The 21,817-nt window shown below is 60.7% G+C and carries 21 protein-coding genes and 1 tRNA gene; 14 read left to right on the forward strand and 8 right to left on the reverse strand.

Annotated features, from left to right (window positions below):
* Positions 1-13: 13 nt before the first annotated feature.
* Complete coding sequence (gene chvE / locus N2597_RS14985) at positions 14-1,078, reverse strand: multiple monosaccharide ABC transporter substrate-binding protein (protein ID WP_010055420.1); 1,065 nt, start codon at positions 1,076-1,078, stop codon at positions 14-16.
* Positions 1,079-1,348: 270 nt separating this feature from the next.
* On the opposite strand from chvE, the gene N2597_RS14990 reads away from it, so the two are divergent.
* Positions 1,349-2,353, forward strand: coding sequence for a LysR family transcriptional regulator (locus tag N2597_RS14990; protein WP_096762273.1), 1,005 nt, complete (start codon positions 1,349-1,351; stop codon positions 2,351-2,353).
* A 149-nt stretch (positions 2,354-2,502) separates the two neighbouring features.
* Entirely contained in the window at positions 2,503-2,976 is a 474-nt protein-coding gene (locus tag N2597_RS14995) for a hypothetical protein (RefSeq protein ID WP_096762272.1), read from the forward strand.
* A gap of 6 nt (positions 2,977-2,982) precedes the next feature.
* On the opposite strand, the gene N2597_RS15000 is transcribed toward N2597_RS14995, so the two are convergent.
* Positions 2,983-3,267 carry a hypothetical protein gene (locus tag N2597_RS15000; protein WP_096762373.1) on the reverse strand — a complete coding sequence of 95 codons (285 nt, stop codon included), beginning with the start codon at positions 3,265-3,267 and terminating at the stop codon, positions 2,983-2,985.
* A 196-nt stretch (positions 3,268-3,463) separates the two neighbouring features.
* Here N2597_RS15000 and iolG point away from each other — a divergent pair, with 196 nt between their 5' ends.
* Positions 3,464-4,456: an inositol 2-dehydrogenase gene (iolG, locus tag N2597_RS15005; protein ID WP_096762271.1), complete on the forward strand. Its 993-nt coding sequence runs from the start codon at positions 3,464-3,466 to the stop codon at positions 4,454-4,456.
* A gap of 1,404 nt (positions 4,457-5,860) precedes the next feature.
* On the opposite strand, the gene N2597_RS15010 is transcribed toward iolG, so the two are convergent.
* Positions 5,861-7,084 (reverse strand): ROK family transcriptional regulator, encoded by a 1,224-nt coding sequence (locus N2597_RS15010; RefSeq protein WP_183599882.1) that lies wholly within the window; start codon positions 7,082-7,084, stop codon positions 5,861-5,863.
* A gap of 228 nt (positions 7,085-7,312) precedes the next feature.
* Between N2597_RS15010 and xylF the strand changes: the two genes are divergently transcribed.
* The 4 genes from xylF to N2597_RS15030 all read left to right on the forward strand — a co-directional run bounded on the left by xylF (position 7,313) and on the right by N2597_RS15030 (position 11,001).
* Positions 7,313-8,353 carry a D-xylose ABC transporter substrate-binding protein gene (gene xylF / locus N2597_RS15015; protein ID WP_183599880.1) on the forward strand — a complete coding sequence of 347 codons (1,041 nt, stop codon included), beginning with the start codon at positions 7,313-7,315 and terminating at the stop codon, positions 8,351-8,353.
* 259 nt (positions 8,354-8,612) lie between these two features.
* A complete protein-coding gene (locus N2597_RS15020) occupies positions 8,613-9,926 on the forward strand; it encodes a sugar ABC transporter permease (protein ID WP_039621458.1) in 1,314 nt (437 codons plus the stop codon).
* 13 nt (positions 9,927-9,939) lie between these two features.
* Positions 9,940-10,722, forward strand: a complete 783-nt coding sequence (locus N2597_RS15025; protein ID WP_038690657.1) for an ATP-binding cassette domain-containing protein — start codon at positions 9,940-9,942, stop codon at positions 10,720-10,722.
* 202 nt (positions 10,723-10,924) lie between these two features.
* Positions 10,925-11,001: transfer RNA gene (locus N2597_RS15030), tRNA-Arg, on the forward strand.
* A gap of 107 nt (positions 11,002-11,108) precedes the next feature.
* On the opposite strand, the gene N2597_RS15035 is transcribed toward N2597_RS15030, so the two are convergent.
* A protein-coding gene (locus N2597_RS15035) for an IS630 family transposase (protein WP_097622115.1) occupies positions 11,109-12,057 on the reverse strand; the annotation gives its coding sequence in 2 pieces (ribosomal slippage) (positions 11,109-11,720 and positions 11,722-12,057; 948 coding nt in all).
* A 90-nt stretch (positions 12,058-12,147) separates the two neighbouring features.
* Positions 12,148-12,375: an HNH endonuclease gene (locus tag N2597_RS33730; protein ID WP_225881417.1), complete on the reverse strand. Its 228-nt coding sequence runs from the start codon at positions 12,373-12,375 to the stop codon at positions 12,148-12,150.
* 618 nt (positions 12,376-12,993) lie between these two features.
* Between N2597_RS33730 and N2597_RS15040 the strand changes: the two genes are divergently transcribed.
* Together N2597_RS15040 and N2597_RS15045 are read left to right on the forward strand one after the other, a co-directional pair.
* Positions 12,994-14,976 (forward strand): acyltransferase family protein, encoded by a 1,983-nt coding sequence (locus N2597_RS15040; protein ID WP_096762267.1) that lies wholly within the window; start codon positions 12,994-12,996, stop codon positions 14,974-14,976.
* Positions 14,977-15,148: 172 nt separating this feature from the next.
* On the forward strand, positions 15,149-16,501 hold the full coding sequence (locus N2597_RS15045; RefSeq protein WP_183598362.1) for a peptidoglycan L,D-endopeptidase MepK: 1,353 nt from the start codon (positions 15,149-15,151) through the stop codon (positions 16,499-16,501).
* Between the two features lie 315 nt (positions 16,502-16,816).
* Here N2597_RS15045 and N2597_RS15050 read toward each other — a convergent pair whose 3' ends face one another.
* Positions 16,817-17,359, reverse strand: a complete 543-nt coding sequence (locus N2597_RS15050) for a YegJ family protein (RefSeq protein WP_183598364.1) — start codon at positions 17,357-17,359, stop codon at positions 16,817-16,819.
* A gap of 226 nt (positions 17,360-17,585) precedes the next feature.
* Between N2597_RS15050 and N2597_RS15055 the strand changes: the two genes are divergently transcribed.
* Both N2597_RS15055 and N2597_RS15060 read left to right on the forward strand, forming a co-directional pair.
* Positions 17,586-17,894 (forward strand): hypothetical protein, encoded by a 309-nt coding sequence (locus tag N2597_RS15055; protein ID WP_096762266.1) that lies wholly within the window; start codon positions 17,586-17,588, stop codon positions 17,892-17,894.
* A gap of 97 nt (positions 17,895-17,991) precedes the next feature.
* On the forward strand, positions 17,992-18,318 hold the full coding sequence (locus N2597_RS15060) for a GYD domain-containing protein (protein ID WP_183598366.1): 327 nt from the start codon (positions 17,992-17,994) through the stop codon (positions 18,316-18,318).
* A 104-nt stretch (positions 18,319-18,422) separates the two neighbouring features.
* Here N2597_RS15060 and N2597_RS15065 read toward each other — a convergent pair whose 3' ends face one another.
* Positions 18,423-18,704: a DUF982 domain-containing protein gene (locus tag N2597_RS15065; RefSeq protein ID WP_183598505.1), complete on the reverse strand. Its 282-nt coding sequence runs from the start codon at positions 18,702-18,704 to the stop codon at positions 18,423-18,425.
* 287 nt (positions 18,705-18,991) lie between these two features.
* Here N2597_RS15065 and N2597_RS15070 point away from each other — a divergent pair, with 287 nt between their 5' ends.
* The 3 genes from N2597_RS15070 (at position 18,992) to N2597_RS15080 (ending at position 20,707) form a co-directional block, all read left to right on the forward strand.
* Positions 18,992-19,261 (forward strand): BON domain-containing protein, encoded by a 270-nt coding sequence (locus tag N2597_RS15070; RefSeq protein ID WP_077989931.1) that lies wholly within the window; start codon positions 18,992-18,994, stop codon positions 19,259-19,261.
* 127 nt (positions 19,262-19,388) lie between these two features.
* Positions 19,389-19,781, forward strand: coding sequence for a DUF1236 domain-containing protein (locus N2597_RS15075; RefSeq protein ID WP_039621471.1), 393 nt, complete (start codon positions 19,389-19,391; stop codon positions 19,779-19,781).
* Between the two features lie 101 nt (positions 19,782-19,882).
* Positions 19,883-20,707, forward strand: coding sequence for a DUF1236 domain-containing protein (locus N2597_RS15080; RefSeq protein WP_183598368.1), 825 nt, complete (start codon positions 19,883-19,885; stop codon positions 20,705-20,707).
* Positions 20,708-20,782: 75 nt separating this feature from the next.
* On the opposite strand, the gene N2597_RS15085 is transcribed toward N2597_RS15080, so the two are convergent.
* Positions 20,783-21,781 carry an ABC transporter permease gene (locus N2597_RS15085; RefSeq protein ID WP_010049335.1) on the reverse strand — a complete coding sequence of 333 codons (999 nt, stop codon included), beginning with the start codon at positions 21,779-21,781 and terminating at the stop codon, positions 20,783-20,785.
* Positions 21,782-21,817 lie beyond the last annotated feature (36 nt).

The following is a 21,817-nucleotide window of genomic DNA, read 5'->3' on the forward strand; positions in this document are numbered from 1 at the left end:
CCTCGTGTTTAACTTACTTCAGCTTGTCTTCGGTGTAGTAACCGCTGTCGATGAGGACCTGCTTGTAGTTGGTCTTGTCGACCGAAACCGGCTTCAGCAGATAGGACGGAACGACCTTGACGCCGTTGTCGTAGGTCTTCGTGTCGTTGACCTCGGGCTCCTTGCCGGACATGACGGCGTCGACCATGGCAACCGTGACCTTGGCGAGTTCGCGGGTGTCCTTGAAGACCGTCGAGTGCTGCTCGCCAGCGATAATCGACTTGACCGACGGGATTTCAGCGTCCTGACCGGAAACGATCGGGAGCGGCTGGTCAGCCGAACCGTAGCCGACGCCCTTCAGCGAGGAGATGATGCCGATCGAGAGACCGTCATAGGGAGACAGGACGGCATCGACCTTGGCGTCGGTGTAGTTGGCCGAGAGCAGGTTGTCCATGCGGGCCTGGGCCGTAGCCGCATCCCAACGCAGGGTGCCGACCTTGTCCATGCCGGTCTGGCCGGACTTCACGACGAGCTTGCCGGAGTCGATGTAGGGCTGCAGGACCGACATTGCGCCATCATAGAAGAAGAAGGCGTTGTTGTCGTCCGGCGAACCGCCGAAGAGTTCGATGTTGAACGGGCCCTTGCCCTCCTTGAGGCCGAGGGCGTCAACGATGGAGGTTGCCTGCAGAACGCCGACCTGGAAGTTGTCGAAGGTGGCGTAGTAGTCGACGTTGGCCGAGTCGCGGATCAGGCGGTCATAAGCGATGACCTTGATGCCGGCATCGTGAGCCTTCTGGAGAACGTCGGAAAGCGTCGTGCCGTCGATCGAAGCGATGACGAGAACCTTGGCACCCTTGGTGACCATGTTTTCGATCTGCGACAGCTGGTTCGGAATATCGTCGTCAGCATACTGCAGGTCGGTCTTGTAGCCGGCGGCCTCGAGCTGCTTGACGATGTTGTTGCCGTCGTCGATCCAGCGAGCGGAGGACTTGGTCGGCATTGCGATGCCCACGAGCCCCTTGTCCTGCGCCATGGCAGGCATAACGAACGAAGCGACGCCGAAGGCAGCCGCAGCCATCAATGAGATAATGGATTTCATTTCTCTCTCCCTTGTTAATAGATCAGCGGACGAAAAATCGCCCGCCCGAAACTGTGGCAGGTTCCGTATTGGATAGTTACTTCAGATGGTGAGAAACGAAGTAGGTCTCCTCCACGATCTCACACGTGTTGAGTGCCAACCAGCACACGGCGGCAAACTGGTATGGATTCCTATAACTGTCAAATAGAATAAGTGGTAATGTGCATAACAATTTTGGTATATCGTTAAAAAGTATTACTTTTGATGGAGCGCAGTGGGGAGGCTGCAACCATGACGATCGTTTCAGAGCCCATTTCCATGGATCACGTCGATATCCACAGCGACAATTTCGGTGATGACGGCCTTTTACGGGCAGGACTTAAGCTTAATCACCTGCGCATGATCGTCGCAATCGAAGATAGCGGACAGATTTCCGCAGCTGCGGAAGTCCTCAACATTTCGCAGCCCGCCGCATCGCGCATGCTGTCCGAAATGGAGGCGATCACTAAGACTCAGCTCTATGAGCGGGTGGCCCGCGGCGTGGTGCTGACGACCTTCGGCGCGGCCCTTGCCAGGCGGGCAAGAAAGATCCTGCTGGAGCTGCGCGAAGCGAGCCGCGAGATCGGCGAATTGAAGAGCGGCAAGGGCGGTTCGGTCTTCATCGGCGCGGTAACGGCGCCGGCCATGAGCCTGGTGGTGCCGGCGATCAACAGGGTGCGCAAGGCCTATCCCGGCATCGAGATCAACATCCAGGTGGAAACCAGCAACGTGCTCGCCCGCGAGCTGCTCGCCGCCCGCCATGACTTCATCATCGGCCGCATCCCCGACGACCTCAACCCGCGCCTGTTCGAGGTGACGGAGATCGGCATCGAGCGGGCCTGCCTGATCGTGCGCAAGAGCCATCCGCTCTTAAAGCACAAGGTGAGCAGCCTCGCCGACGTCAGGGATTACGACTGGGTATTCCAGCCGCCGGGCACGCTGCTGCGCCGTACGATCGAGGATTTCTTTCTGTCGCAAGGCGTGGCGCTGCCTGAAAATATCGTCAACACCTCCTCGCTCTTGCTCACCTGCGCCATCGTCTGCGAGACCGACGCGATCGCCCCCGTCGCCGTTGACGTTGCCCACTTCCTGGCGAGCCAGGGCGCCAAGGCCTCCGACGTGCGTGTCCTGCCGATCGATTTCGACATCAACGTCAAGCCGTACAGCCTGATCGCGGCAAGCGAACGGGCGCTGCCGCCGAGCGCAAGGCTGCTCTACGACATCATCCTCGAGGAAAGCCGGAAGCAGGCGGGATAAGCCCGCAAGCCCTGCGCCATCTTCTGCGCTTTTAATGCGGGGCGGAACAATACCGGCAAAGTGCCCAGCAGTTTTTGCCTCCGGAAATTGCGTGAAAAAATTAGAGCACGTCCGTCGCTCGAAGACGGAAATGCTCTTGAGGAAGCGGGATGCTGTTCGGACAGTCGATATTTCAATCAGTTCTCGAGCGGCTGAAGGCAGAGGACGAGACGGCCGAAGATGAGGCCGAAACGCCAGCCGCCCATCGCGTCTCCGGCCTCGGCACCGGGCTTGCCTTCGATGTGATGCAGGGTGTCTCCGCCGCTTCGCACCGGGTCGGGGAGGCCTATTTCGACAATCTCGATCTAGCTGCGGCCGCCGGGCTCACGGAGAAACCGGAGCCTGTGCCGGACCCCGAGCCCGTCATGCCGGAGCATCTGACCCGCACGACGCCGCAGGAGGTTGCTGCCGAACTGGGGATCTCGGCAACCGATACGCCGCTGACGCTTAGTGAAAAGCGCCGCGCCTTCGCCCGGGCCAATCACCCCGACGGCGTCGCCCTGCCCTTTCGCGACAATGCGACAAAGCGGATGATGCTGGCCAATCTTCTGATCGACGAGGCGCTGCGGCGAATCCGCCGCTGACCAATCTTAGTCTACTTGCCCGTCCTTCGACGGCTTGTCCGCGGCTGGCACCGCGGGCTCTTCGTCGTCATCAGCGTCAGGCACGGCTGCAGGCTCGGCGACCTCGGGCTGCGGATTGAAGCTCCAGAACAGCATATAATAGGCATAGGCACCCGCCCCGGCCGAGATGACGGCCCAGAAGGGGTCGCCGCCGATGATCTCGACCGTGGCCCAGCCGAAGCAGACGGCAACGATGGCAATCCGCACCCAGAGGCGCCGGTATGCAGGATGGTTCGGATCGATCAGTTGCATCTGTGCCCCGCGGTCGGATATGTCACGCATGCCCCCGGCATGCGTCGCACGGCCTAGGCCTGTGCCGCGCTTTGTTTAGTTCGAATCTTGCAAATGTGAAAGAGCCGCGGGCTTGACGCGACGCAGAGAAGATGGAATGAAAATTCCAGTTTTTCGATAATTCGGTTTATTTGTTCCGAATTCAAGGGAGGTTGAAATGACAGTGAGATTCGGTCTTCTCGGCGCCGGCCGCATCGGCAAGGTTCACGCCAAGGCCGTCAGCGGCGACGCCAATGCGACGCTGGTTGCGGTGGCGGACGCCTTTCCGCAGGCCGCCGAAGCCATCGCTTCGGCCTATGGCTGCGAGGTCCGCACCATCGAGGCGATCGAGGCCGCTAAAGATATCGACGCAGTCGTCATCTGCACACCGACGGACACCCATGCCGACCTGATCGAGCGTTTCGCCCGCGCCGGCAAGGCGATTTTCTGCGAAAAGCCGATCGACCTCGATGTAGACCGCGTCAAGGCCTGCATCAAGGTGGTGGAAGAAACCGGCGCCAAGCTGATGGTCGGCTTCAACCGCCGCTTCGATCCGCATTTCATGGCGGTGCGCAAGGTCATCGACGACGGCAAGATCGGCGATGTCGAGATGGTGACGATCACCTCGCGCGATCCCGGCGCCCCGCCGGTCGATTACATCAAGCGCTCGGGCGGCATCTTCCGCGACATGACGATTCACGATTTCGACATGGCCCGCTTCCTGCTCGGCGAAGAGCCGGTCTCGGTGCTGGCGACCGCCGCCGTGTTGGTCGACAAGGCGATCGGCGAAGCCGGCGACTATGACAGCGTCTCGGTGATCCTGCAGACCGCCTCCGGCAAGCAGGCCGTCATCTCCAACTCCCGCCGCGCCACCTATGGCTACGACCAGCGCATCGAAGTGCATGGCGCCAAGGGCATGGCGGCCGCCGAAAACCAGCGCCCGGTCTCGATCGAAGTCGCCAACGGCGACGGCTACACCCGCCCGCCGCTGCATGATTTCTTCATGACCCGCTACACCGAAGCCTACGCCAACGAGATCGCCGCCTTCATCGCCGCGATCGAGAAGGGCACTGAGATTTCGCCCTCCGGCGCCGATGGTCTCGCTGCGCTGGCGCTCGCCGATGCGGCGGTGCAGTCGGTCAAGGAAGGCAAGCTCATCAAGGTTGGCTGACGGCCCTCTCCCGACCGCCAGTCATGCATGAGATGGCCGGGCACATGCCCGGCCGTTTTGCGTTTGATGGTAGCGACGGCGGTGTGGATGCTCGGCTCGAGGCCTAAAGGGGCGGAGGGTGCAGCCATGGATTCCAGGCTCAAGGCCTGGAATGACGGAGAGTGAGGGTTGCGGTCGCGCCAAATTTGCCGTCGGCACAGCGGATGAGGTGTCGCGGTTCCGGGTCGAAGAGGGCGCTATACCGGGCACCGGGACACGACCCGCCGTCCGAAACCTCGACGGCTCGTTTGGCGCCTACACACCCCCAACCTCCGTCATTCCAGGCCTTGAGCCTGGATCCAGCCACCGCGCGTCGGCGCGGTGAATGAACCTATGCGCCTTGAAGGGAGTCTCCCGCGCCGAAGGACTTGGGCGCGCTGGATCCCTGTGACGAGCACAGGGATGAGAGAGCAAGAGGAGATGCGACCTGTCTATTGTCGCTGGGGGATACGGCGTGGATGCTCGACTCGAGGCCAGCAGGACGGAGGGTGGGGCCGTGGATTCCAGGCTCAAGGCATGGAATGACGGAGGGTGAGGGTTGCGTCTGCGCCGAACTCGGCGTCGGCGCAGCGGATAATGCTTCCCAGTTCCGGGTCGAAGGCGGCGCTTACCGGGCACCGGATCACCGCCCGCCGTCCGAAACGTCGACGGCTCGTTTTGCCGTAACCCCCCAACCTCCGTCATTCCAGGCCTTGAGCCTGGAATCCAGCCACCGCGCGTCTGCGCGGTGAGTGAACCGATAGGGCCTCGAAGGGAGTCTCCCGCGCCCAAGGACTTGGGCGCGCTGGATCCCTGTGACGAGCACAGGGATGAGGGAGCAAGAGGAGATGCGACCTGTCTATTGTCGCTGGGGATACGGCATGGATGCTCGGCTCAAGGCCGAGCAGGACGGAGGGTGTGGCCATGGATTCCAGGCTCAAGGCCTGGAATGACGGAGGGTGAGGGTTGCGTTAGTGCCAAACTCAGCGTCGGCGCAGCGGACGAAGCGTCGCAGTTGCTGGTCGAAGGCGGCACTATAACAGGCACCGGAAGCACGACCCGCCGTCCGAAACCTCGACGGCGCGTTTGGCGGCAACACCGCGAACCTCCGTCATTCCAGGCCTTGAGCCTGGAATCCAGCCACCGCGCGGTCCTGCTCGGCCTTGGCCGAGCATCCACACCGTATTCTCGCGGGACTTGGGCAGGTCGCATCTCCACTTGCTCCCTCATCCCTGTGCTCGTCACAGGGATCCAGTGCGCCCAGGTCCTTGGGCGCGGGCGACTCCCTTCAAGGCCTTATGGGCTCAAGGCCTGGAATGACGGAGGTCAGGGAGAGGCGCGATCATAACGATGAAACTGACACCAAAGCTCCAGCGGGATCACTCCCTACTCTCCGCCCTGAACACCCGAAACGACGATATCCTGGTCGATCACTGACAGTGCCCGGTTGAGATGGCCTTCGAAGACGAGCATGGGCTCTTCGGCGACGATGCGGATTTCCGGCATGCCTTCCATGCGCACGATGTGCGAATGGCCGAGGCCCTCTTCGATACCCTGGCGCAGCAGGTCGTAATAGCGGGTGCCGGGGCCGGTGATGGCGATGGGCATGCGTTCGGTGAGGCTGAGCATGCGCGACAGGCCGTTGCCGAGCGCCAGGCCTGCCTGGCGGAAGGCGAAGGCGGAGGTGCGGTGGCCCTGGCGGGCCTTGGCGGCGATCTTGTCGAGCTCGGCGACTGGGACGAATTTGGCGGGGATCGTATCGAGCGGTACTTCGAAGGCGCTGCGCAGGATGGCGTAGAAGCCGGCATAGGCCTCGATGCAGCCGCGCGTGCCGCAGCGACAGAGGCCGCCACCCGCCATGTGCAGCATGTGGCCGAAATTCGGCGCCGAGACCTCTTGGCCCGTCTGCCCTCCCCGCCGGACGATGCCGAGGCCGATGCTGTGGCCGAGCGAGAGCGCCGCGAGCGAGCGGAAATCGGCGCCCTTGACGATCTCCTCGCGCGCGCCAAGTGCGGCGGCGACCAGCAGTGTCTCGTTGTCGAGGATGACCTTGGCCTGCCAATCCGGCCGGAGCGCCGATTCGAAATCGATCTGGTCGCTGCCGAAGATCGGCGACCAGACGAGCACCGGCTCGGTGGAAGCGACCAGGCCCTTGCTGCTGATCGAGATCAGCAGGACTTTTTCTCGGGTAATGCGGGAGCGATCGAGAATGCGCGAAAGGCCGGCGCGCACGCCTTCCATGAAGCGGGCAGCGCCTGAGGGATCATGCGAGCGCTCCTCGCTGAAGCGGTCGATAAGCTTGCCGGCATAATCGACCAGCGAATATTGCACGACATCCGAGGAGATGATGACGACGATGAGATAGCCGCAATCGCGCCGTTGCCGGAGCAGCACGCGCGGCCGGCCGCGGCCGCTTGCCGCCTGCTGCTCGGATTTTTCGATGATTTGGGCGCGTTCCAGATCGGCCGTGATCGCCGAGATGGTGGCCGAGGAAAGGCCGGTATGATCGGATATCTCGGTATGGGCGAGCGCGCCGTGACGGCGCAGCACGGACAGCACGAGCACGCTGTTTCTCTGCCTGACCAGCTCCGTGCTCGACTTGGTCAGCATGAATGCCGCCCTCTCCTCCTGCTTGCTCCGCCCGTGATTTCCACTGCATCTCCGGCCGCCGTTGCGCAAGCGAATTAAGCCGGTAGTGCAGTGTTGACAGTTGAAAAAATCTCTGACATCAAATTTCTCGACTGTCGAGAAAATAATCCGAACTTTCCTCGACAGGCGTATCGCGGTGGCCGGAGGAAGCATGGGCTGGGCCGGCCGCAACTCACTCGGGAGGACATTATGAAGTCTATTTTGAAATTGATGGCAGGCGCCGCCATCTTCGTTTCCGTGCACACCGCCGCCATGGCTGCCGATCTCGTCGTCGGCGTTTCCTGGTCGAATTTCCAGGAAGAGCGCTGGAAGACGGATGAAGCCGCCATCAAGAAGGCTCTCGAAGCCAAGGGCGCCAAATATATTTCCGCTGACGCGCAGTCTTCGGCCGCCAAGCAACTGACCGACGTCGAATCGCTGATTTCGCAGGGCGCCAACGCGCTGATCATTCTCGCCCAGGATTCCGACGCCATCGGCCCGGCCATCGAAAAGGCCGCCGCTGAAGGCATCCCGGTTGTCGGCTATGACCGCCTGATCGAAAATCCGGCCGCCTTCTACATCACCTTCGACAACAAGGAAGTCGGCCGCCTGCAGGCCGAAGGCGTCTTCAAGGCGAAGCCGGAAGGCAACTACGTCTTCATCAAGGGCTCGTCCTCCGACCCGAACGCCGACTTCCTGTTCTCGGGCCAGCAGGAAGTGCTGAAGGCCGCGATCGACGCCGGCAAGATCAAGAATGTCGGCGAGGCCTATACCGACGGCTGGCTGCCGGAGAACGCCCAGCGCAACATGGAGCAGTTCCTGACCGCCAACAACAACAAGGTTGACGCCGTCGTAGCCTCCAACGATGGCACGGCCGGCGGCGCAATTGCAGCGCTCGACGCCCAGGGCCTCGCCGGCTCCGTTCCGGTTTCCGGCCAGGACGGCGACAAGGCGGCGCTGAACCGCATCGCTCTCGGCACGCAGACGGTTTCCGTCTGGAAGGACAGCCGCGAACTCGGCAAGCGCGCCGCCGAAATCGCTCTCGAGCTTGCCGGCGGCAAGGACATGAGCAAGATCGAAGGCGCACAGGCCTTCAAGGGCGGCCCGAAGGGTGTGGAAATGCAGTCGGTCTTCCTGAAGCCGCTGGCCATCACCAAGGACAATCTGAACGTCGTCATCGACGCCGGCTGGATTTCCAAGGCTGAAGCCTGCCAGGGCGTCAAGGCCGGCACGGTCGCCGCCTGCAAGTAAGCAAGCTTCGAACGAAATGCCGGCGCCGCAGCGGAGAGACCGTTGCGGCGCCGGATGCGGATGCGAACTCCAAGGATGCAGTTCCTCCGCCCCGCCGCACCATCGCGGATTTGCATTCCCTGCCGGAAGGGTGTCGCGACGCCAGGCGACCGGTTTCCGGAAGCATCACGATGGTCAGTTGAAGAACAGACGATGACGCCGCCCACAACTCGGGCACGCTGGCGCAGCCGTCCAAACACAATGGGGGAACGGCAAACCCATGGCCGAAATGGTAAAATCCACCACATCAAGCGGGCCGCGAACGGCAGAAGCCAATCCGGTGACCCGCTTCTTCCGCGCCACCGAGATCGACACACGCTTGCTCGGCATGATCGGCGCGCTCGTCATCATCTGGATCGGTTTCCACATCATCACCGGCGGCCTGTTCCTGACGCCGCGCAACCTCTGGAACCTCTCGGTCCAGACGACCGACATCGCGATCATGACGACGGGCATGGTGCTGATCATCGTCACCCGCAACATCGACCTTTCGGTCGGATCCGTGCTCGGCCTCTGCGGCATGATCATGGGCGTCACCCAGGCGAAGATCCTGCCTGAGTATATCGGCTTCGACAGTCCCTTCACCTGGGTGATCACGCTGCTGGTCGGCCTGATTGCCGGCGGCCTGATCGGCACCTTCCAGGGCATGATCATCGCCTTCCTCAACGTGCCCTCCTTCATCGTCACCCTCGGCGGCCTGCTGGTCTGGCGCGGCGCGACCTGGCTCGTCACCAGCGGCCAGACGGTTGCCCCGATGGACCAGACCTTCCGCATCATGGGCGGCGGCGCCGAGGGCTCGATCGGCGCCACCTGGAGCTGGATCGTCGGCATCGTTGCCTGCCTCTTCGTCATCGCCAGCATCGTCGGCTCCCGCCGCCAGCGCCGCCGCTTCGGCTTTCCGCGCCGGCCGATCTGGGCCGAGTATTTCCTCGCGACGCTGAGCTGCGTGCTGATCCTCGGCGCCGTCTCGATCGCCAACAGCTATTACTGGCCGATCAACATCGCCAAGAAATATGCCGAGACCAACAATATTCCCTGGCCCGAGACCGGCCTGGATATCCCCTACGGCATCGCCGTGCCGGTGCTGATCGCCATCGTCGTCGGCATCATCATGACCTTCATCGCCACCCGGCTGCGCTTCGGCCGCTATGTCTTCGCGATCGGCGGTAACCCGGAGGCGGCCGAGCTTGCCGGCATCAAGACCCGCTGGGTGACCGTGCGCATCTTCGCGCTAATGGGGGTTTTGGCCGCTATCGCCGCGGCGATTTCCACCGCCCGCCTCAACGCGGCGACCAACTCGCAGGGCACGCTCGACGAGCTCTACACCATCGCCGCCGCCGTCATCGGCGGGACGTCGCTGGCGGGCGGCACCGGCACGATCGCCGGCGCCATGCTCGGCGCGCTCGTCATGCAATCACTGCAATCCGGCATGGTTCTCGCCCATGTCGACACGCCGCTGCAGAGCGTCGTCGTCGGCACCGTCCTCGTCGTCGCGGTCTGGCTCGACACCGTCTATCGCGCCCGTGCCAAGTGAGAGGAGCCTCAAAATGACTGATCACCGCACTCCCCTCGTGGAACTGAAAAACATCTCGATCTCCTTCGGCGGCATCCACGCCGTGGACAATGCCTCGGTCGATCTCTACCCGGGCGAAGTCGTCGCCCTGCTCGGCCATAACGGCGCCGGCAAATCGACGCTGATCAAGATCCTCTCCGGCGCCTATAAGCGCGACTCCGGCGAGATCCTGATCAATGGCGAGCCGGCCGACATCCGCAACCCGCGCGATGCCAAGAAATACGGGATCGAGACGATCTACCAGACGCTTGCCGTCGCCGACAATGTCGACGCCGCCGCCAACCTCTATCTCGGCCGCGAGCTGAAGACCCGCTGGGGGACTCTCGATGACGTGGCGATGGAGGCTTCGGCCCGCGAAGTGATGGGACGGCTCAACCCCAACTTCAAGCGCTTCAAGGAGCCGGTGAAGGCGCTTTCCGGCGGCCAGCGGCAATCGGTGGCGATCGCCCGCGCCATCCTCTTCAACGCCCGCATCCTGATCATGGACGAGCCGACGGCCGCCCTCGGGCCGCAGGAGACGGCGCAGGTGGGCGAACTGATCAAGCAGTTGAAGAAGGAAGGCATCGGCATCTTCCTCATCAGCCACGACATCCACGACGTCTTCGACCTCGCCGACCGCGTCTCGGTGATGAAGAACGGCCAGTTGGTGGGCCACGCCCGCACCGAGGACGTGACCAAGGACGAGGTGCTGGGGATGATCATCCTCGGCAAGGTGCCGCCCAAGGCCATCCCCGGCCCCGGCGCCATGCAGATCTGACCGCCGTAAGGCTCCTGCCCCGGACAACCGCTCCGCCGCCCGCAAGGCCGGCGGAGTTTTTCATCCGCTTCCATAGCGCGACCAATAAAAATACCCTGCAAATCGCAAGCACCGGTATTTCTGAGAAATTCGCGATTGAAGCCGGCGGCAAGCTAGGCTAAGAACCACCCATCGGACAGGCGATTCAAGCCGCCTTCGGCATGCACCCGTAGCTCAGCTGGATAGAGTGTTGGATTCCGATTCCAAAGGTCACAGGTTCGAATCCTGTCGGGTGCGCCATATTTCCAATTGGTCTTCTCTCGTCCTCGCGCATGCTGCAAAAAGCTAACCCAGTCTTAGCCCAGTAGCGCACGCCCCCCATGCGCAAGTCCTGCCACTAGAGCGTTTCAGGTTTTCACGGAAGCATATCCGGCATTGGCGAAGTAGTTGCTGCATTCGCTGGGCTCGATGGTTGTGACGAGGTGTCCGATGTGGCGCCAGGTGTCATCGATGGTTCGCTTCTGAGCCAGGCGCATCCAGTGCTTGATTTTGGCGAAAGCCTGTTCGATCGGGTTAAGGTCGGGGGAGTATGGCGGCAGGTACCAGAGCCGAGCACCAGCGTTGCGGATCATCTGACGGATGGCGACCGACTTGTGGGAGCCGAGATTATCCATCACGACGATATCGCCGGGTTTGAGCACCGGTACGAGTTGCTGTTCGACATAAGCACGAAAGCACTCACCGTTGATCGGTCCATCGAAGACACAAGGCGCGGTGAGCCGATCGCAGCGCAACGCGCCGAGGAAAGTCAGGGTGCGCCAATGTCCGTGCGGGGCGAAGCTGCGCAGCCGTTTGCCCTTCGGCCCCCAGCCTCGAAGCGGCGCCATGTTGGTCTTGATCCAGGTTTCATCGATGAAGACCAGCCGGCTTGGATCAAGGCCAGCCTGCCAGGATCGCCAGCGCTGTCGCCGTCGCGCGACGTCAGCGCGCGCCTGCTCAAGGGCGAACAGTGTTTTTTTTGAACCGTAGTCCCTCGCGCCGCAGAAACTGCCATACGGTGTCGTGGGATACCTTCACCCCTCGCGCGGCCAGTTCTTCCTTCAACCTGTTCAGTGACACATGCGGCGTCTGGTTGATCCGCTCGGCGATAAACGCTCGGTACGGCTCAAGAACCCGCTTGCGGTGGCCGCCCATCTTCCCAGGCGCGACAGATCCGCTCGAACGGTAGCGCTGAGACCACTTCACCGCTGAAGACACGGCAATACCGAACCGCACCGCCACCGACCGGCAGCTCTCGCCGGCTTCGATTGCATCAACAACACGCTTGCGAAGATCATTTGAAAGAGGTCGAGTCATCCGATGCTGGCCTCCACTCCAGCCAGCATCTTGAATCACAAAACAGCCAAAAACGGAATCCCTTCCGATTCAACTAAATCCAGATACGCTCTAGGTCGCCAAAGCTCGCATCAACCTAGCTTTGATAGATAGCCACGTAGACTTGGCCTGTTTGGTCTGACGCTTCTGATTGCAGGCGAAACAAACAAGATGAAGATTTTCGAGGCGACTAGTTCCGCCCTGGCTTGCCGGCTTGATGTGATCCCATGTGGCCAGGTTTGGAACCGTCGCGAGCCTGTTGCGTTTGCGATCCTTGTTATGCCATCCAGGCAAAATCATAGCGGCCTCGTAAATACCGCATTGCCCACCCTGAATCTCGAATGCTTTCCGCTTGCGACCGTGTCTGTACTTCGTGATTTTGCTCAAGATAGTTGCCCGACTGCAATGCCTGGTTGATTTAGCAAAGTCGCAATTCGGATCGCTGTCAATTCTCCTTAAGTGGATACCTCCCGGCTGACGAATGTCGCAGGGGGCTAAGCCCGGCTAGGCAACGAGTCTCGAGGGGAGGTTCTAGGCATGCATTGGACCCGGGGAGGCAGCGCGGGGGAACTCGCCGCCGCGGCCACGCGGGATGGTCTCTAAGATATCTGCCCCCATCGATACTTGCTTACACTCCAAGCAAACAAGTTGCCACCCCATAGGCTTCGATCCGCGCATTGCTTCTTCAAAATATCGCGCTGGCTACTTCAAGTCGGAGAGGGAATCCAATTGTCCATCGAAGGCTCCGCAATGCTGATTTACAACAGCGCAAAAAATAAAAATTGAAATAGGCCCCGCCCGCCAATTTTTTATCAGGCCATACTGTTTCTCCTCCAACATCTCTGTGTTAGGCAGCCCAAAGCGCCACTTTAGGGCGCGACAACCTTACGCTCTCGATATCGGAGGCAGGCGCTGGCATTGAAGGTTTACCGACCAGAGATCGATGGCTTAAGAGCCATATCGGTGATCGCGGTTATTCTTTATCACGCCGAGTTCACGATTGCCGGCCACACCTTGCTGCAGGGCGGATACATCGGCGTCGATGTGTTCTTTGTGATCAGCGGCTTCCTGATTTCCCAAATTCTGCTGACGGAAATCGAGGCAACCGGGCGTGTTGATTTCCTAAAATTCTATACGCGGCGCGCGCGAAGAATTCTGCCTGCCTTGTTCGCGGTCGTCTTCGCGACAATGCCCTTCGCCTATTACCTTTTATTACCATCGGAACTCCTGGATTACGCGAATTCCATAGGTTCCTCGCTCCTGTTTGGATCGAATATCTATTTCTATTTCACTGCGGCCCAGTACGGCGAGCCGGATACGCTTCTCAAGCCTTTTCTTCACACCTGGTCGTTGAGCGTCGAAGAGCAGTTTTATATCGGCTTTCCGCTCTTATTGCTGATCACGCGCCGGTATTTGAAATCAAGATTTTTGCCGTGCGTATTGCTCATGGCAGCCTTAAGCTTCGTATTCTGTGTCCTCACGGTGCGGTATGATCAGCAACAGGCCTTCTACTCGCCGCTCACCCGGGCCTGGGAACTCCTGGCCGGAACACTTCTCGCCTATTACGAGGTGAGGCGCGGACGCGCGCGCCCTCGGCCGTTGCTCGCGGCGGTCGGGCTTGTGCTCGTGCTTGGTTCCCTCATCTTGTTCAGGAAGGACACGGTTCATCCTGGCCTGTTCACTGTCATCCCCGTCATTGGGACCTGTCTGGTGCTTGCATTCGCCAGTCATAAGCATGCCGTCGGGCGCCTGTTGGCGTCTCGGCCGGCGGCGCTCACCGGGATCGTCTCCTACTCTTTATACCTGTGGCATTACCCGGTCTTCGCCTTCGCTCGGCTGACAAGCCTGGATTTCGACAACGGCGATAAGCTCGTTGCCGTTGCGGCGACCGCCGTGATCGCGGTCGTCAGCTTCGTCGTCATTGAAAAGCCCATTCGCTACACCAGAAGAAACCGCGCTTTCTGGATCTCCCTCGGCACATCCGTTGCAACCATCATGGCTGCTGTTGTGTCGGCGATCACTATGGCCGGTTTTCCTCACAGATTGGATCAGGTCTATCCATCTATCGCGCGGACGAACGAAGACCGACTCGAAAGCACATTTCTCGGCTTGAACAACAGCATCCAGGCCGGCAAACCGGTTATCTTCATCATCGGGGATTCGTACGCGAGGAACTGGTCAGTCGCGCTGAAAAATTACATCGATACCGACCGATATGAAGTCGTGGCGCTCAGCTACTTGAACTGCATGGCGGAGATCAAGGACGATAGTGTTAAGGCCCCCTCACGCGCCAGCATTTACGACAAATACTGCATTCCCTTTGAAAAATATATCAACGACAAGTCATTGCTCAGCCGAACGAAAGCGATTTTCCTCGCGAGTCACCGGCCTTTTGAATACACCGTCAACCCGTTCAGGTTTGAGCTTCTTTCCTGGATGAAAAGCCATTCAGACGACGCTAAAATTTTCGTTTTCGGAAATTATTTCCAGCTGGACCGATCGCACACCTGCCTGGGGCTGATGTTTCGGACAAAATCTGACGCCTCTACCTGCATGCGATTGGCATCTTATCCGGCCGCCAACCAGCCGGTAGAGCAGATGCCGTTTTTCCCGTCCGGTCTTGCATTCAACTACATCGATATCATCAAGCTTCACTGCGGTTACGACAAGCGGGGGTGCCTGACCAGCAGCGGCGGTGTTCCGTTCATGACAGACTGGGGCCATCTGACAGCGGAATTTCTGATAACCTTGCTTGGTGACATTCTGGAAAAAAGAGCCGACGACCTGCGGGGCAGCGGGCTCCTGGATTTCCTGGTATTGCCGCAGGCCATGCAAGCCGGACGAACTGCAAGTTCTCAGCCGAACGGCGGCCTCACGTCTTTTGCTTCTCCATCACCCTGAGCGGCCGGCACCGGATCCGTTTCGATCACATCAGATGGTTCGCAATCCTCAACTCGCAGAGTTTCCGCATCGCTCGTTAGCAATTTGTTGACCATAAGCTGGCTTTACTGAGCCTGATGGATGCGGAGTTTCCCGCCCGTCGTCGAGTGTTTGGTGTAAGACGGGATTGTTGGTGTTGAAGTACCCAGTGCAAGAATTGTGGAGCGGAATCGCCGCACTCCTGTCGCGTGCAAAACGTGTTGCAGCGCAGACCATTCTGCCGGCCCTGTTTGCGCTCCCCGCGCTTGTCGGCTCCGCATCATTCGCCTCAGCAGAAGATCGCGCCCTGAAGCTGTTCTTTACCCATACGGGCGAGAAGGCGACGATTACCTATAAGCGGGATGGAAAGTTCGATCCCAAAGGCCTTGCCCAGATCAATCGGTTTCTGCGCGACTGGCGGAGGAACGAGCCGACCCGGATGGATCCCCGGCTGCTCGACCTGGTCTGGGAGGTGTATAAGCGCAGCGGCGGCAGGGACTACATCCACGTCGTTTCGGCCTATCGCTCGCCTGCCACCAACAACATGCTCCGCAACCGTTCGCGCAGCACCGGTGTCGCCAAGAAGAGCCAGCACATGCTGGGCAAGGCGATGGACTTCTACGTTCCCGGCGTCAAGCTTGCGACGTTGCGTGCAGTTGCCATGCAGATGCAGGTCGGCGGTGTCGGCTATTATCCGACCTCGGGATCGCCCTTCGTCCATCTCGACGTCGGCAATGTCAGGGCCTGGCCCCGCATGTCGCGGCAGGAACTCGCGCGAATATTCCCAAATGGGCGGACGATGCATCTTCCGGCCGATGGCCGGCCTCTGCCGGGATATAATCAGGCGGTTGCCAACCACAGGAAACGCGTCAGCTCCACCTCGATAGAGATCGCCAGCACCGCTGGAGAAGACGAAGATGCGGGAGCATCGCCGAGCGGCGGCGGCACGAACAGCAAGCTCGTGACGGCGCTTCTGCCGACGCCGAAAAGCCGGGCATTAAATGCGCTGGCGCTGCAGACCGGCGCGGGCGAGCCGGATGACAAAGGCGCCACTCCGGATGTAGCACCTTTCCGCATCCCAGTCCCGGCGATGCGTCCGACTGCCCTTGCGCATGACGCGGACGCGGACGACGAACTCAAGACTGCCTCGATCGGCCCGATCGCCGCACTTCCGGAGAAACAGACCTCGGCATTGCCTGTTCACGCCCGCTTCCATCCCCGCCTTGTTGCATCGGAGACCGGCAGGCCGGGCGCTGCTCTGATCGCCTCGCTGCCGATGACCGCCTCCTGGGAAGAAGCAGATTTCCTCGGATCGACCTCCGAGGCGGCGCTGATGAAATGGGCGCTGCATTCTCCCGGCGAGGCGATGGGATTGAGCATGCCTCGTATCTCGCCCCGCACGGTTCATCGTGAGGCTGATGTCGCGATGTCGAGCGAGGATGTCACCCCGGTCGCAGCCAGAGGCCCGTTCGATGCCAGCCGGTTTACATCGCCCCCGGAGGGCTGACCTCATTCATCGGGTTGATGCGCTGCACCTGTGACAAAACCTTCAAGTGTCGCCTGCCGTCGGTAGAAGCGTTCGAGGGAGATGGCGGCGGGCTGCAAGTTTAGTTCGGTGAGGTCGTATGGGCCGCAGGATGCCCTCGCTTCGTCCGATAGCGTACGGGAACCTGGCGGATCGCTCCTCGTTATGATCGCGGGATCGCACAGGTGGCCCCAGTTTTGGGTCCGTCCGCTCTTCCTTCCTGAGCGATCCCGTCCTTTCCCCTCAATTGCCCCGCTTCGGCGGGGCATTCTTTTGCCTGGTCCAGCCGGCTTGCGGTCAGTCGCAGACAATCCCGTAGACTTCGCGATATTGCTCCAACTGTTCTTTCGGACCTGATAACAACAGCGGGCAAGCGGTGTAGTTGCCCTTTATTTTCCCATTCTCGACATAGAGCCAGTCGAAGATATCCGCCTTCTCGAACGCGACGCGATCCCCTTGTTTGATGTTGTGGATGTATTCCGGCCTGTCGCCGAGGAGAGCGGTGAAACGATCACCTGAGGCCTCGATCTGGTAGACCCACATGAATTCCACATCCGGCGCCATCTGATCGGTGGTCAGGACCACGCTCTTGTCCTTGTCCTTGAAACCAAGCTTGAGGCTGTAATTTTCGGTTCCCGCCGGTGGATTTTGCAGTTTCTGGAGGAAGCCGTCCAACTCCCCTATCGATTTCTCATGGGCTTTGGCCATGGCCGGATCGCCGGGCTTAATCAGCTGGATGTTTGGATTATCCTGGGCCAGCGCGCGTTCGGCGGGAATGGAGGGAATGGAGGGAATGGAGAGTACAAGCACGGAGAGGAGTGAAATGACACTGCGCAACATTCGAGATGCCTTAATTCGTCGTGACTATACGACGCAACATAGCTATCTCTGGTTGATCTTCAATAGCGACTTGATGCGACGGTGGCGCCGCTGTTAAAGCGCGTCGGATCAAAAATTTGGTTCATGCGAGGCGCTGTAGGCCGTTGATTTTATGCATGTCGTTGTCCCGGAACCGCTGCACACTTCCGGGCGACATGCATCGGCTTCGGATGGTGGGGAGAAGGCATTGGTTAACGACGAGTGGGTTGAACTGTGGGTCATGTTCTGCGCGGCCGGCGGCTTTTGCGCCTACAGCTGGTATTGGTGCATCCGGTCGATCATCTTCTACCGGAAAAACGGTTATGATTTCAGCCAGGATTTCGGCCCCAGAATTTATTGGTCCGCTCGTGGGGGTGATGATCGCCTGTTGGCGGGGCCGAGAGCGAAGTTCCTGATCGCGATGCCTTTTTCCGTGCTGGCAAGCTCTTTCATGCTGCTCTTCACGGTTCTGGGCCTGCTGGGGACTATCAAACCTTGTCTCGATTGCCGTCCATAACGCTTGGCTGACCATTAAGCCCTATACCCCCATCGAATGACTGGCGTTCCCTTCGGCTTGAGCGTTTACTGGATCAATCCGCCGGAGGAGGCAAACCATGGCCATGTATCTCACGCGCTTCAGCTACACGCCCGAGACCTGGGCGCGCATGATCGAAAACCCCGAGGATCGCCGGGAGGCGGCGCGGAGCTACATTGAATCCGTCGGCGGAAAGCTCCACGGGTTCTGGTACGCCTTCGGCGAGCATGACGGATGGAATTTGTGGGAGGCGCCCGACAATGTGTCGATGGCGGCTGTCACGCTCGCGATCGGTGCGGGAGGCGCGCTCAGCTCTATCGAGACGACTGTCCTCCTCGACGTCGAGGACACGATCCGGGCCTTGGAAAAGGCGAGGTCGATCCGGTATCGCCCGCCGGCAGCCTAGGATTGCACGCTGCCTTGGCGTGCTCGCCAGGCGACAGGGCACGTCACTAGCTGGTTTCGCCGAAAGCGTTCTGTGGCTGCCTCGGCAGGCAGCCTGGGAAAATCTCAATGAACAACTGAAATCACCGAAACTCCAGCTTCCTCCGCAGCGCGAATGAGTGCGGCACGGGCGACCTTGGACGGGATATTGCCCTGAATGGCCTCCAGGCATGTTTTCACCGCCGCGATATATTGCTCGCCATCGTCCGACGGCCAGGCGTCAATAAGCGCGTCTGCAACGTCGCTGAGCGACCGGACCAGTCTGTGTTTTTCCCGCCCTCCCATCACAAGCATCAGAGGAACGAAGTCTTCGCTTCGATGCCAATCCACGATACCAGCCGTTTGCATTTGCAAATACTCTCCTTGCCTCCCGGAAGCCTTCTCGATCGCCATGCGCCTCAACCGCCCGAGATGGATCAACAGCTCGGGCACTTTATCAGGAAGGGTCTGAGCGGAGCTCAGCAACAACGACGAATCCTCCCTGATGCCCTTTCAACAAGGACTGGGCAGAATTTAACTCAGATGCCCGCGAGGGGAAGCGGGACCTAAGTCGGACTGGTCGTCCTCGGGACCCGCTCTCATATCTATGTGAGGCAATGTGAATATCCGCGGGAGGGGCGGAACAGGAGGAGGTTATGAAATTCGGTCCCGCCAATCACGAAGAGCGCTGTTCGGAAGGCCACAGTTCGGCATCGACCATCGCAACGATCGAAGCCGCGCTTTCGGCCGATCCTGATATCGACAGCTCTGCCATCGAGATCAGGATGCTCGGGCCGGTAGTGCTGCTCGAAGGCTTTATATCCAAGATCGAAGACCGCGAAAAAGCGATCTCCATCGCAGCAATGATCGTCGGCTGGGAAAATGTCCACGATCGGATGCTGAGCCGCTTTCCCATGCAGGGGTGAACGGCTGTCGGGCCGGGTAGGACCAAGGTCCCGGGTGCCCCCGTCTGAAGTCCCAGCGCAGGAACACTTCCTCCGTCCGACGGTTTGGCCCACCAGCGGTGCAAGCCGTATCAACAGGAGGAAACTGATGAATATCAAAGTAGTAGGAATTGCCGCCGGCCTTCTCTTGGCGTCGACATCTGCCTTTGCTCAATCGTCGACGGTCACAGGTGCGGCCGGTGGCGCTGCAACAGGGGCGATTGTCGGCGGCCCGGTCGGCGCTGCCGTCGGTGGCATCGTCGGCGGTGTCGCAGGCAGCGTCATCGATCCGCCGCCGCAGCAGGTGGTGACCTATGTTCAGCAGGCTCCTGCCCCAGCCGAACGCGTCGTGGTGGAAAAGGTTGTCGTCGGAGAGCCTTTGCCGGAAACGGTCGTCGTGACGCCAGTGCCTGATGATCCGAAATATGCATACGCGATCGTCAACGATCAGCGTGTGATCGTCGAACCCTCCTCCCGGAAGGTTATCCAAGTCATCGAGTGACCAACGGCGGCCAGAGCCGCCATCCCAACAATCAGGGCACGCATGCGACGCATGAGAATGCGCGCGGGATCGCGTGTCGAACCGAACCTCGGAGATTGATGATGAAGAGCAACCGTCTCACCATGCTCGTGGCAGCGCTGTCACTTGGCGTATCGCCGCTTGCGACATTGCCGGTCGCTGCCCAGCAGGGCACCAACACCGGCAGCCAGGCCCAGCCCAGTTCGCCAGCTGGAACGGATGCCGGAGCGCAATCCGGCTCCGGCGCTACCGGGGCGCAATCCGGCACCGGCGCTGCCGGCGCCGACTGCGTCCCCGACGCCTCGGGAGCCTGCCCGGGCCAGTCAACGCAGCAGCAATCCGGCCAAGGCTCCGATACGCAGAAGAGCGCTGAGCAGCCTGCGACCGACAAGTCTTCGACGAGCGGAAGTGCCTCCGGCAGGGCCTCTACAGAAACCAAGCCCGGATCACAGGACGCCAGCGGCGGTGCCACGACCGAACAGAAGCCCGCAGCCCAGTCCGGCAGCACCGACAGCACGAAGAGCAGCACGCAGAACGCCACGCCTGCAGAGGGCACCGGCAGCGGCACCACCACACAAAGCGGCGATGCGGCCAAGGGTTCGACCGACCAGAACGCGACGACGACAAACAAGAGCTCTTCCGCAACCACCGTCAACATCTCCGTCGAGCAGCAGACCGAAATTCGAACGGTGGTGAAGGAGGTCAATGTTGCGCCGGTGAAGGACGTGGATTTCACCGTCTCCATCGGAACGACGATCCCGAAGAAGGTCCGGCTTGAACGGCTGCCGCCCCGCATCGTGAAGATTGTTCCGCAGTATGAAGGCTACCAGTTCTTCATTCTTGCAGACGGCCGGATCGTCATCGTCGATCCTGATGCTCTGACGATCGTCTACATCATCGAAGCGTAAGCGTTCAGGCTCGCTTGCCTGCCTGTCCGGCGTCCCTGTTCGCCGCCGGACGGGCAAAGGCTTGTCGAGATGCGCCTACTCGCTCTGCCTGAAATTGCGGATCCGGTCGAACAGCACCGCCAGCACGATCGCCCCGCCGATAAACGTGCCCTGCCAGAAGGCGTTGATGCCGAGCAGGCCGAGGCTGTTGCGGATCACCTCGATCAGCGCGGCGCCCACCAGCGCGCCGAAGGCGGTACCGATGCCGCCGGCCAAATTGGCGCCGCCGATGACGGCGGCGGCGATGACCTGCAGCTCCATGCCGGCGCCGATATTGGTAGTGACGGCGCCGAGCCAGCCGGTCTGGACGATGCCGGCAATGCCGGCCGAAAGCGCCGAGATCATATAGACGGCGACCTTGATGCTGCGCACGGGCACGCCGGTGAGTGTGGCGGCATGCTCATTGCCGCCGATGGCGAAGACATAGCGGCCGAAGCGCGTCCAGCGCAGCACGAAGCCGGTCAAGAGCGCCAGGATGACCATATAGAGGACCGGGTTGGCGATGCCGAGAAACCAGGCGCCGCCGCCGAGCGCCAAGAGCTTGTCGTGGTCGGGGCCGAACTGGAAGACGACGGTGTTGTTGGAGGCGACCATGGCGAGGCTGCGCGCCACCGACAGCATGCCGAGCGTCACCACGAAAGGCGGAAAATCAAGATAGGCGATCATCACGCCGTTGAAGGCGCCGACGAGAAGCGCCGTGCCGATCGCCGCCGCGATGCCGATCTCGATGCCGTAGCCGGCATGCATGGTGACCGCCAGCACCATGCTGCAGAGGCAGAGGACGGAGCCGACCGACAGATCGATGCCGCCGGTGATGATGACGAGCGTCATGCCGAGCGCGATGATGGCGACGAAGGTGACATTACGGGTGATATTGTAGAGGTTCTTCGCCGTCGCGAAGGAATCGGTGGCCACCGAGAGGAAGAGGCAGGCGAGAATGACGGCGATCAGCACCCAGAAGGTCTGACTGCCGACGAACTCCGACAGCCGGCTTCGCTCTCTCTGTGCAATTGTCTGGTCGAGGGTGACTGCCATCGTTGACCTTCTTTTCTGCCGTGAACCAAGCCGCGC

It is taken from the genome of Rhizobium sophoriradicis (assembly GCF_025200795.1).
Lineage (GTDB): Bacteria > Pseudomonadota > Alphaproteobacteria > Rhizobiales > Rhizobiaceae > Rhizobium > Rhizobium sophoriradicis.

What these genes read in the sequence shown, in the direction of transcription:
- chvE (WP_010055420.1), bottom strand. Translation starts at nt 1,078, where the DNA reads ATGAAATCCATTATCTCATTGATGGCTGCGGCTGCCTTCGGCGTCGCT.
- N2597_RS14990 (WP_096762273.1), top strand. Translation starts at nt 1,349, where the DNA reads ATGACGATCGTTTCAGAGCCCATTTCCATGGATCACGTCGATATCCAC.
- N2597_RS14995 (WP_096762272.1), top strand. Translation starts at nt 2,503, where the DNA reads ATGCTGTTCGGACAGTCGATATTTCAATCAGTTCTCGAGCGGCTGAAG.
- N2597_RS15000 (WP_096762373.1), bottom strand. Translation starts at nt 3,267, where the DNA reads ATGCAACTGATCGATCCGAACCATCCTGCATACCGGCGCCTCTGGGTG.
- iolG (WP_096762271.1), top strand. Translation starts at nt 3,464, where the DNA reads ATGACAGTGAGATTCGGTCTTCTCGGCGCCGGCCGCATCGGCAAGGTT.
- N2597_RS15010 (WP_183599882.1), bottom strand. Translation starts at nt 7,084, where the DNA reads ATGCTGACCAAGTCGAGCACGGAGCTGGTCAGGCAGAGAAACAGCGTG.
- xylF (WP_183599880.1), top strand. Translation starts at nt 7,313, where the DNA reads ATGAAGTCTATTTTGAAATTGATGGCAGGCGCCGCCATCTTCGTTTCC.
- N2597_RS15020 (WP_039621458.1), top strand. Translation starts at nt 8,613, where the DNA reads ATGGCCGAAATGGTAAAATCCACCACATCAAGCGGGCCGCGAACGGCA.
- N2597_RS15025 (WP_038690657.1), top strand. Translation starts at nt 9,940, where the DNA reads ATGACTGATCACCGCACTCCCCTCGTGGAACTGAAAAACATCTCGATC.
- N2597_RS33730 (WP_225881417.1), bottom strand. Translation starts at nt 12,375, where the DNA reads ATGATTTTGCCTGGATGGCATAACAAGGATCGCAAACGCAACAGGCTC.
- N2597_RS15050 (WP_183598364.1), bottom strand. Translation starts at nt 17,359, where the DNA reads ATGTTGCGCAGTGTCATTTCACTCCTCTCCGTGCTTGTACTCTCCATT.
- N2597_RS15060 (WP_183598366.1), top strand. Translation starts at nt 17,992, where the DNA reads ATGGCCATGTATCTCACGCGCTTCAGCTACACGCCCGAGACCTGGGCG.
- N2597_RS15065 (WP_183598505.1), bottom strand. Translation starts at nt 18,704, where the DNA reads ATGCAAACGGCTGGTATCGTGGATTGGCATCGAAGCGAAGACTTCGTT.
- N2597_RS15070 (WP_077989931.1), top strand. Translation starts at nt 18,992, where the DNA reads ATGAAATTCGGTCCCGCCAATCACGAAGAGCGCTGTTCGGAAGGCCAC.
- N2597_RS15075 (WP_039621471.1), top strand. Translation starts at nt 19,389, where the DNA reads ATGAATATCAAAGTAGTAGGAATTGCCGCCGGCCTTCTCTTGGCGTCG.
- N2597_RS15080 (WP_183598368.1), top strand. Translation starts at nt 19,883, where the DNA reads ATGAAGAGCAACCGTCTCACCATGCTCGTGGCAGCGCTGTCACTTGGC.
- N2597_RS15085 (WP_010049335.1), bottom strand. Translation starts at nt 21,781, where the DNA reads ATGGCAGTCACCCTCGACCAGACAATTGCACAGAGAGAGCGAAGCCGG.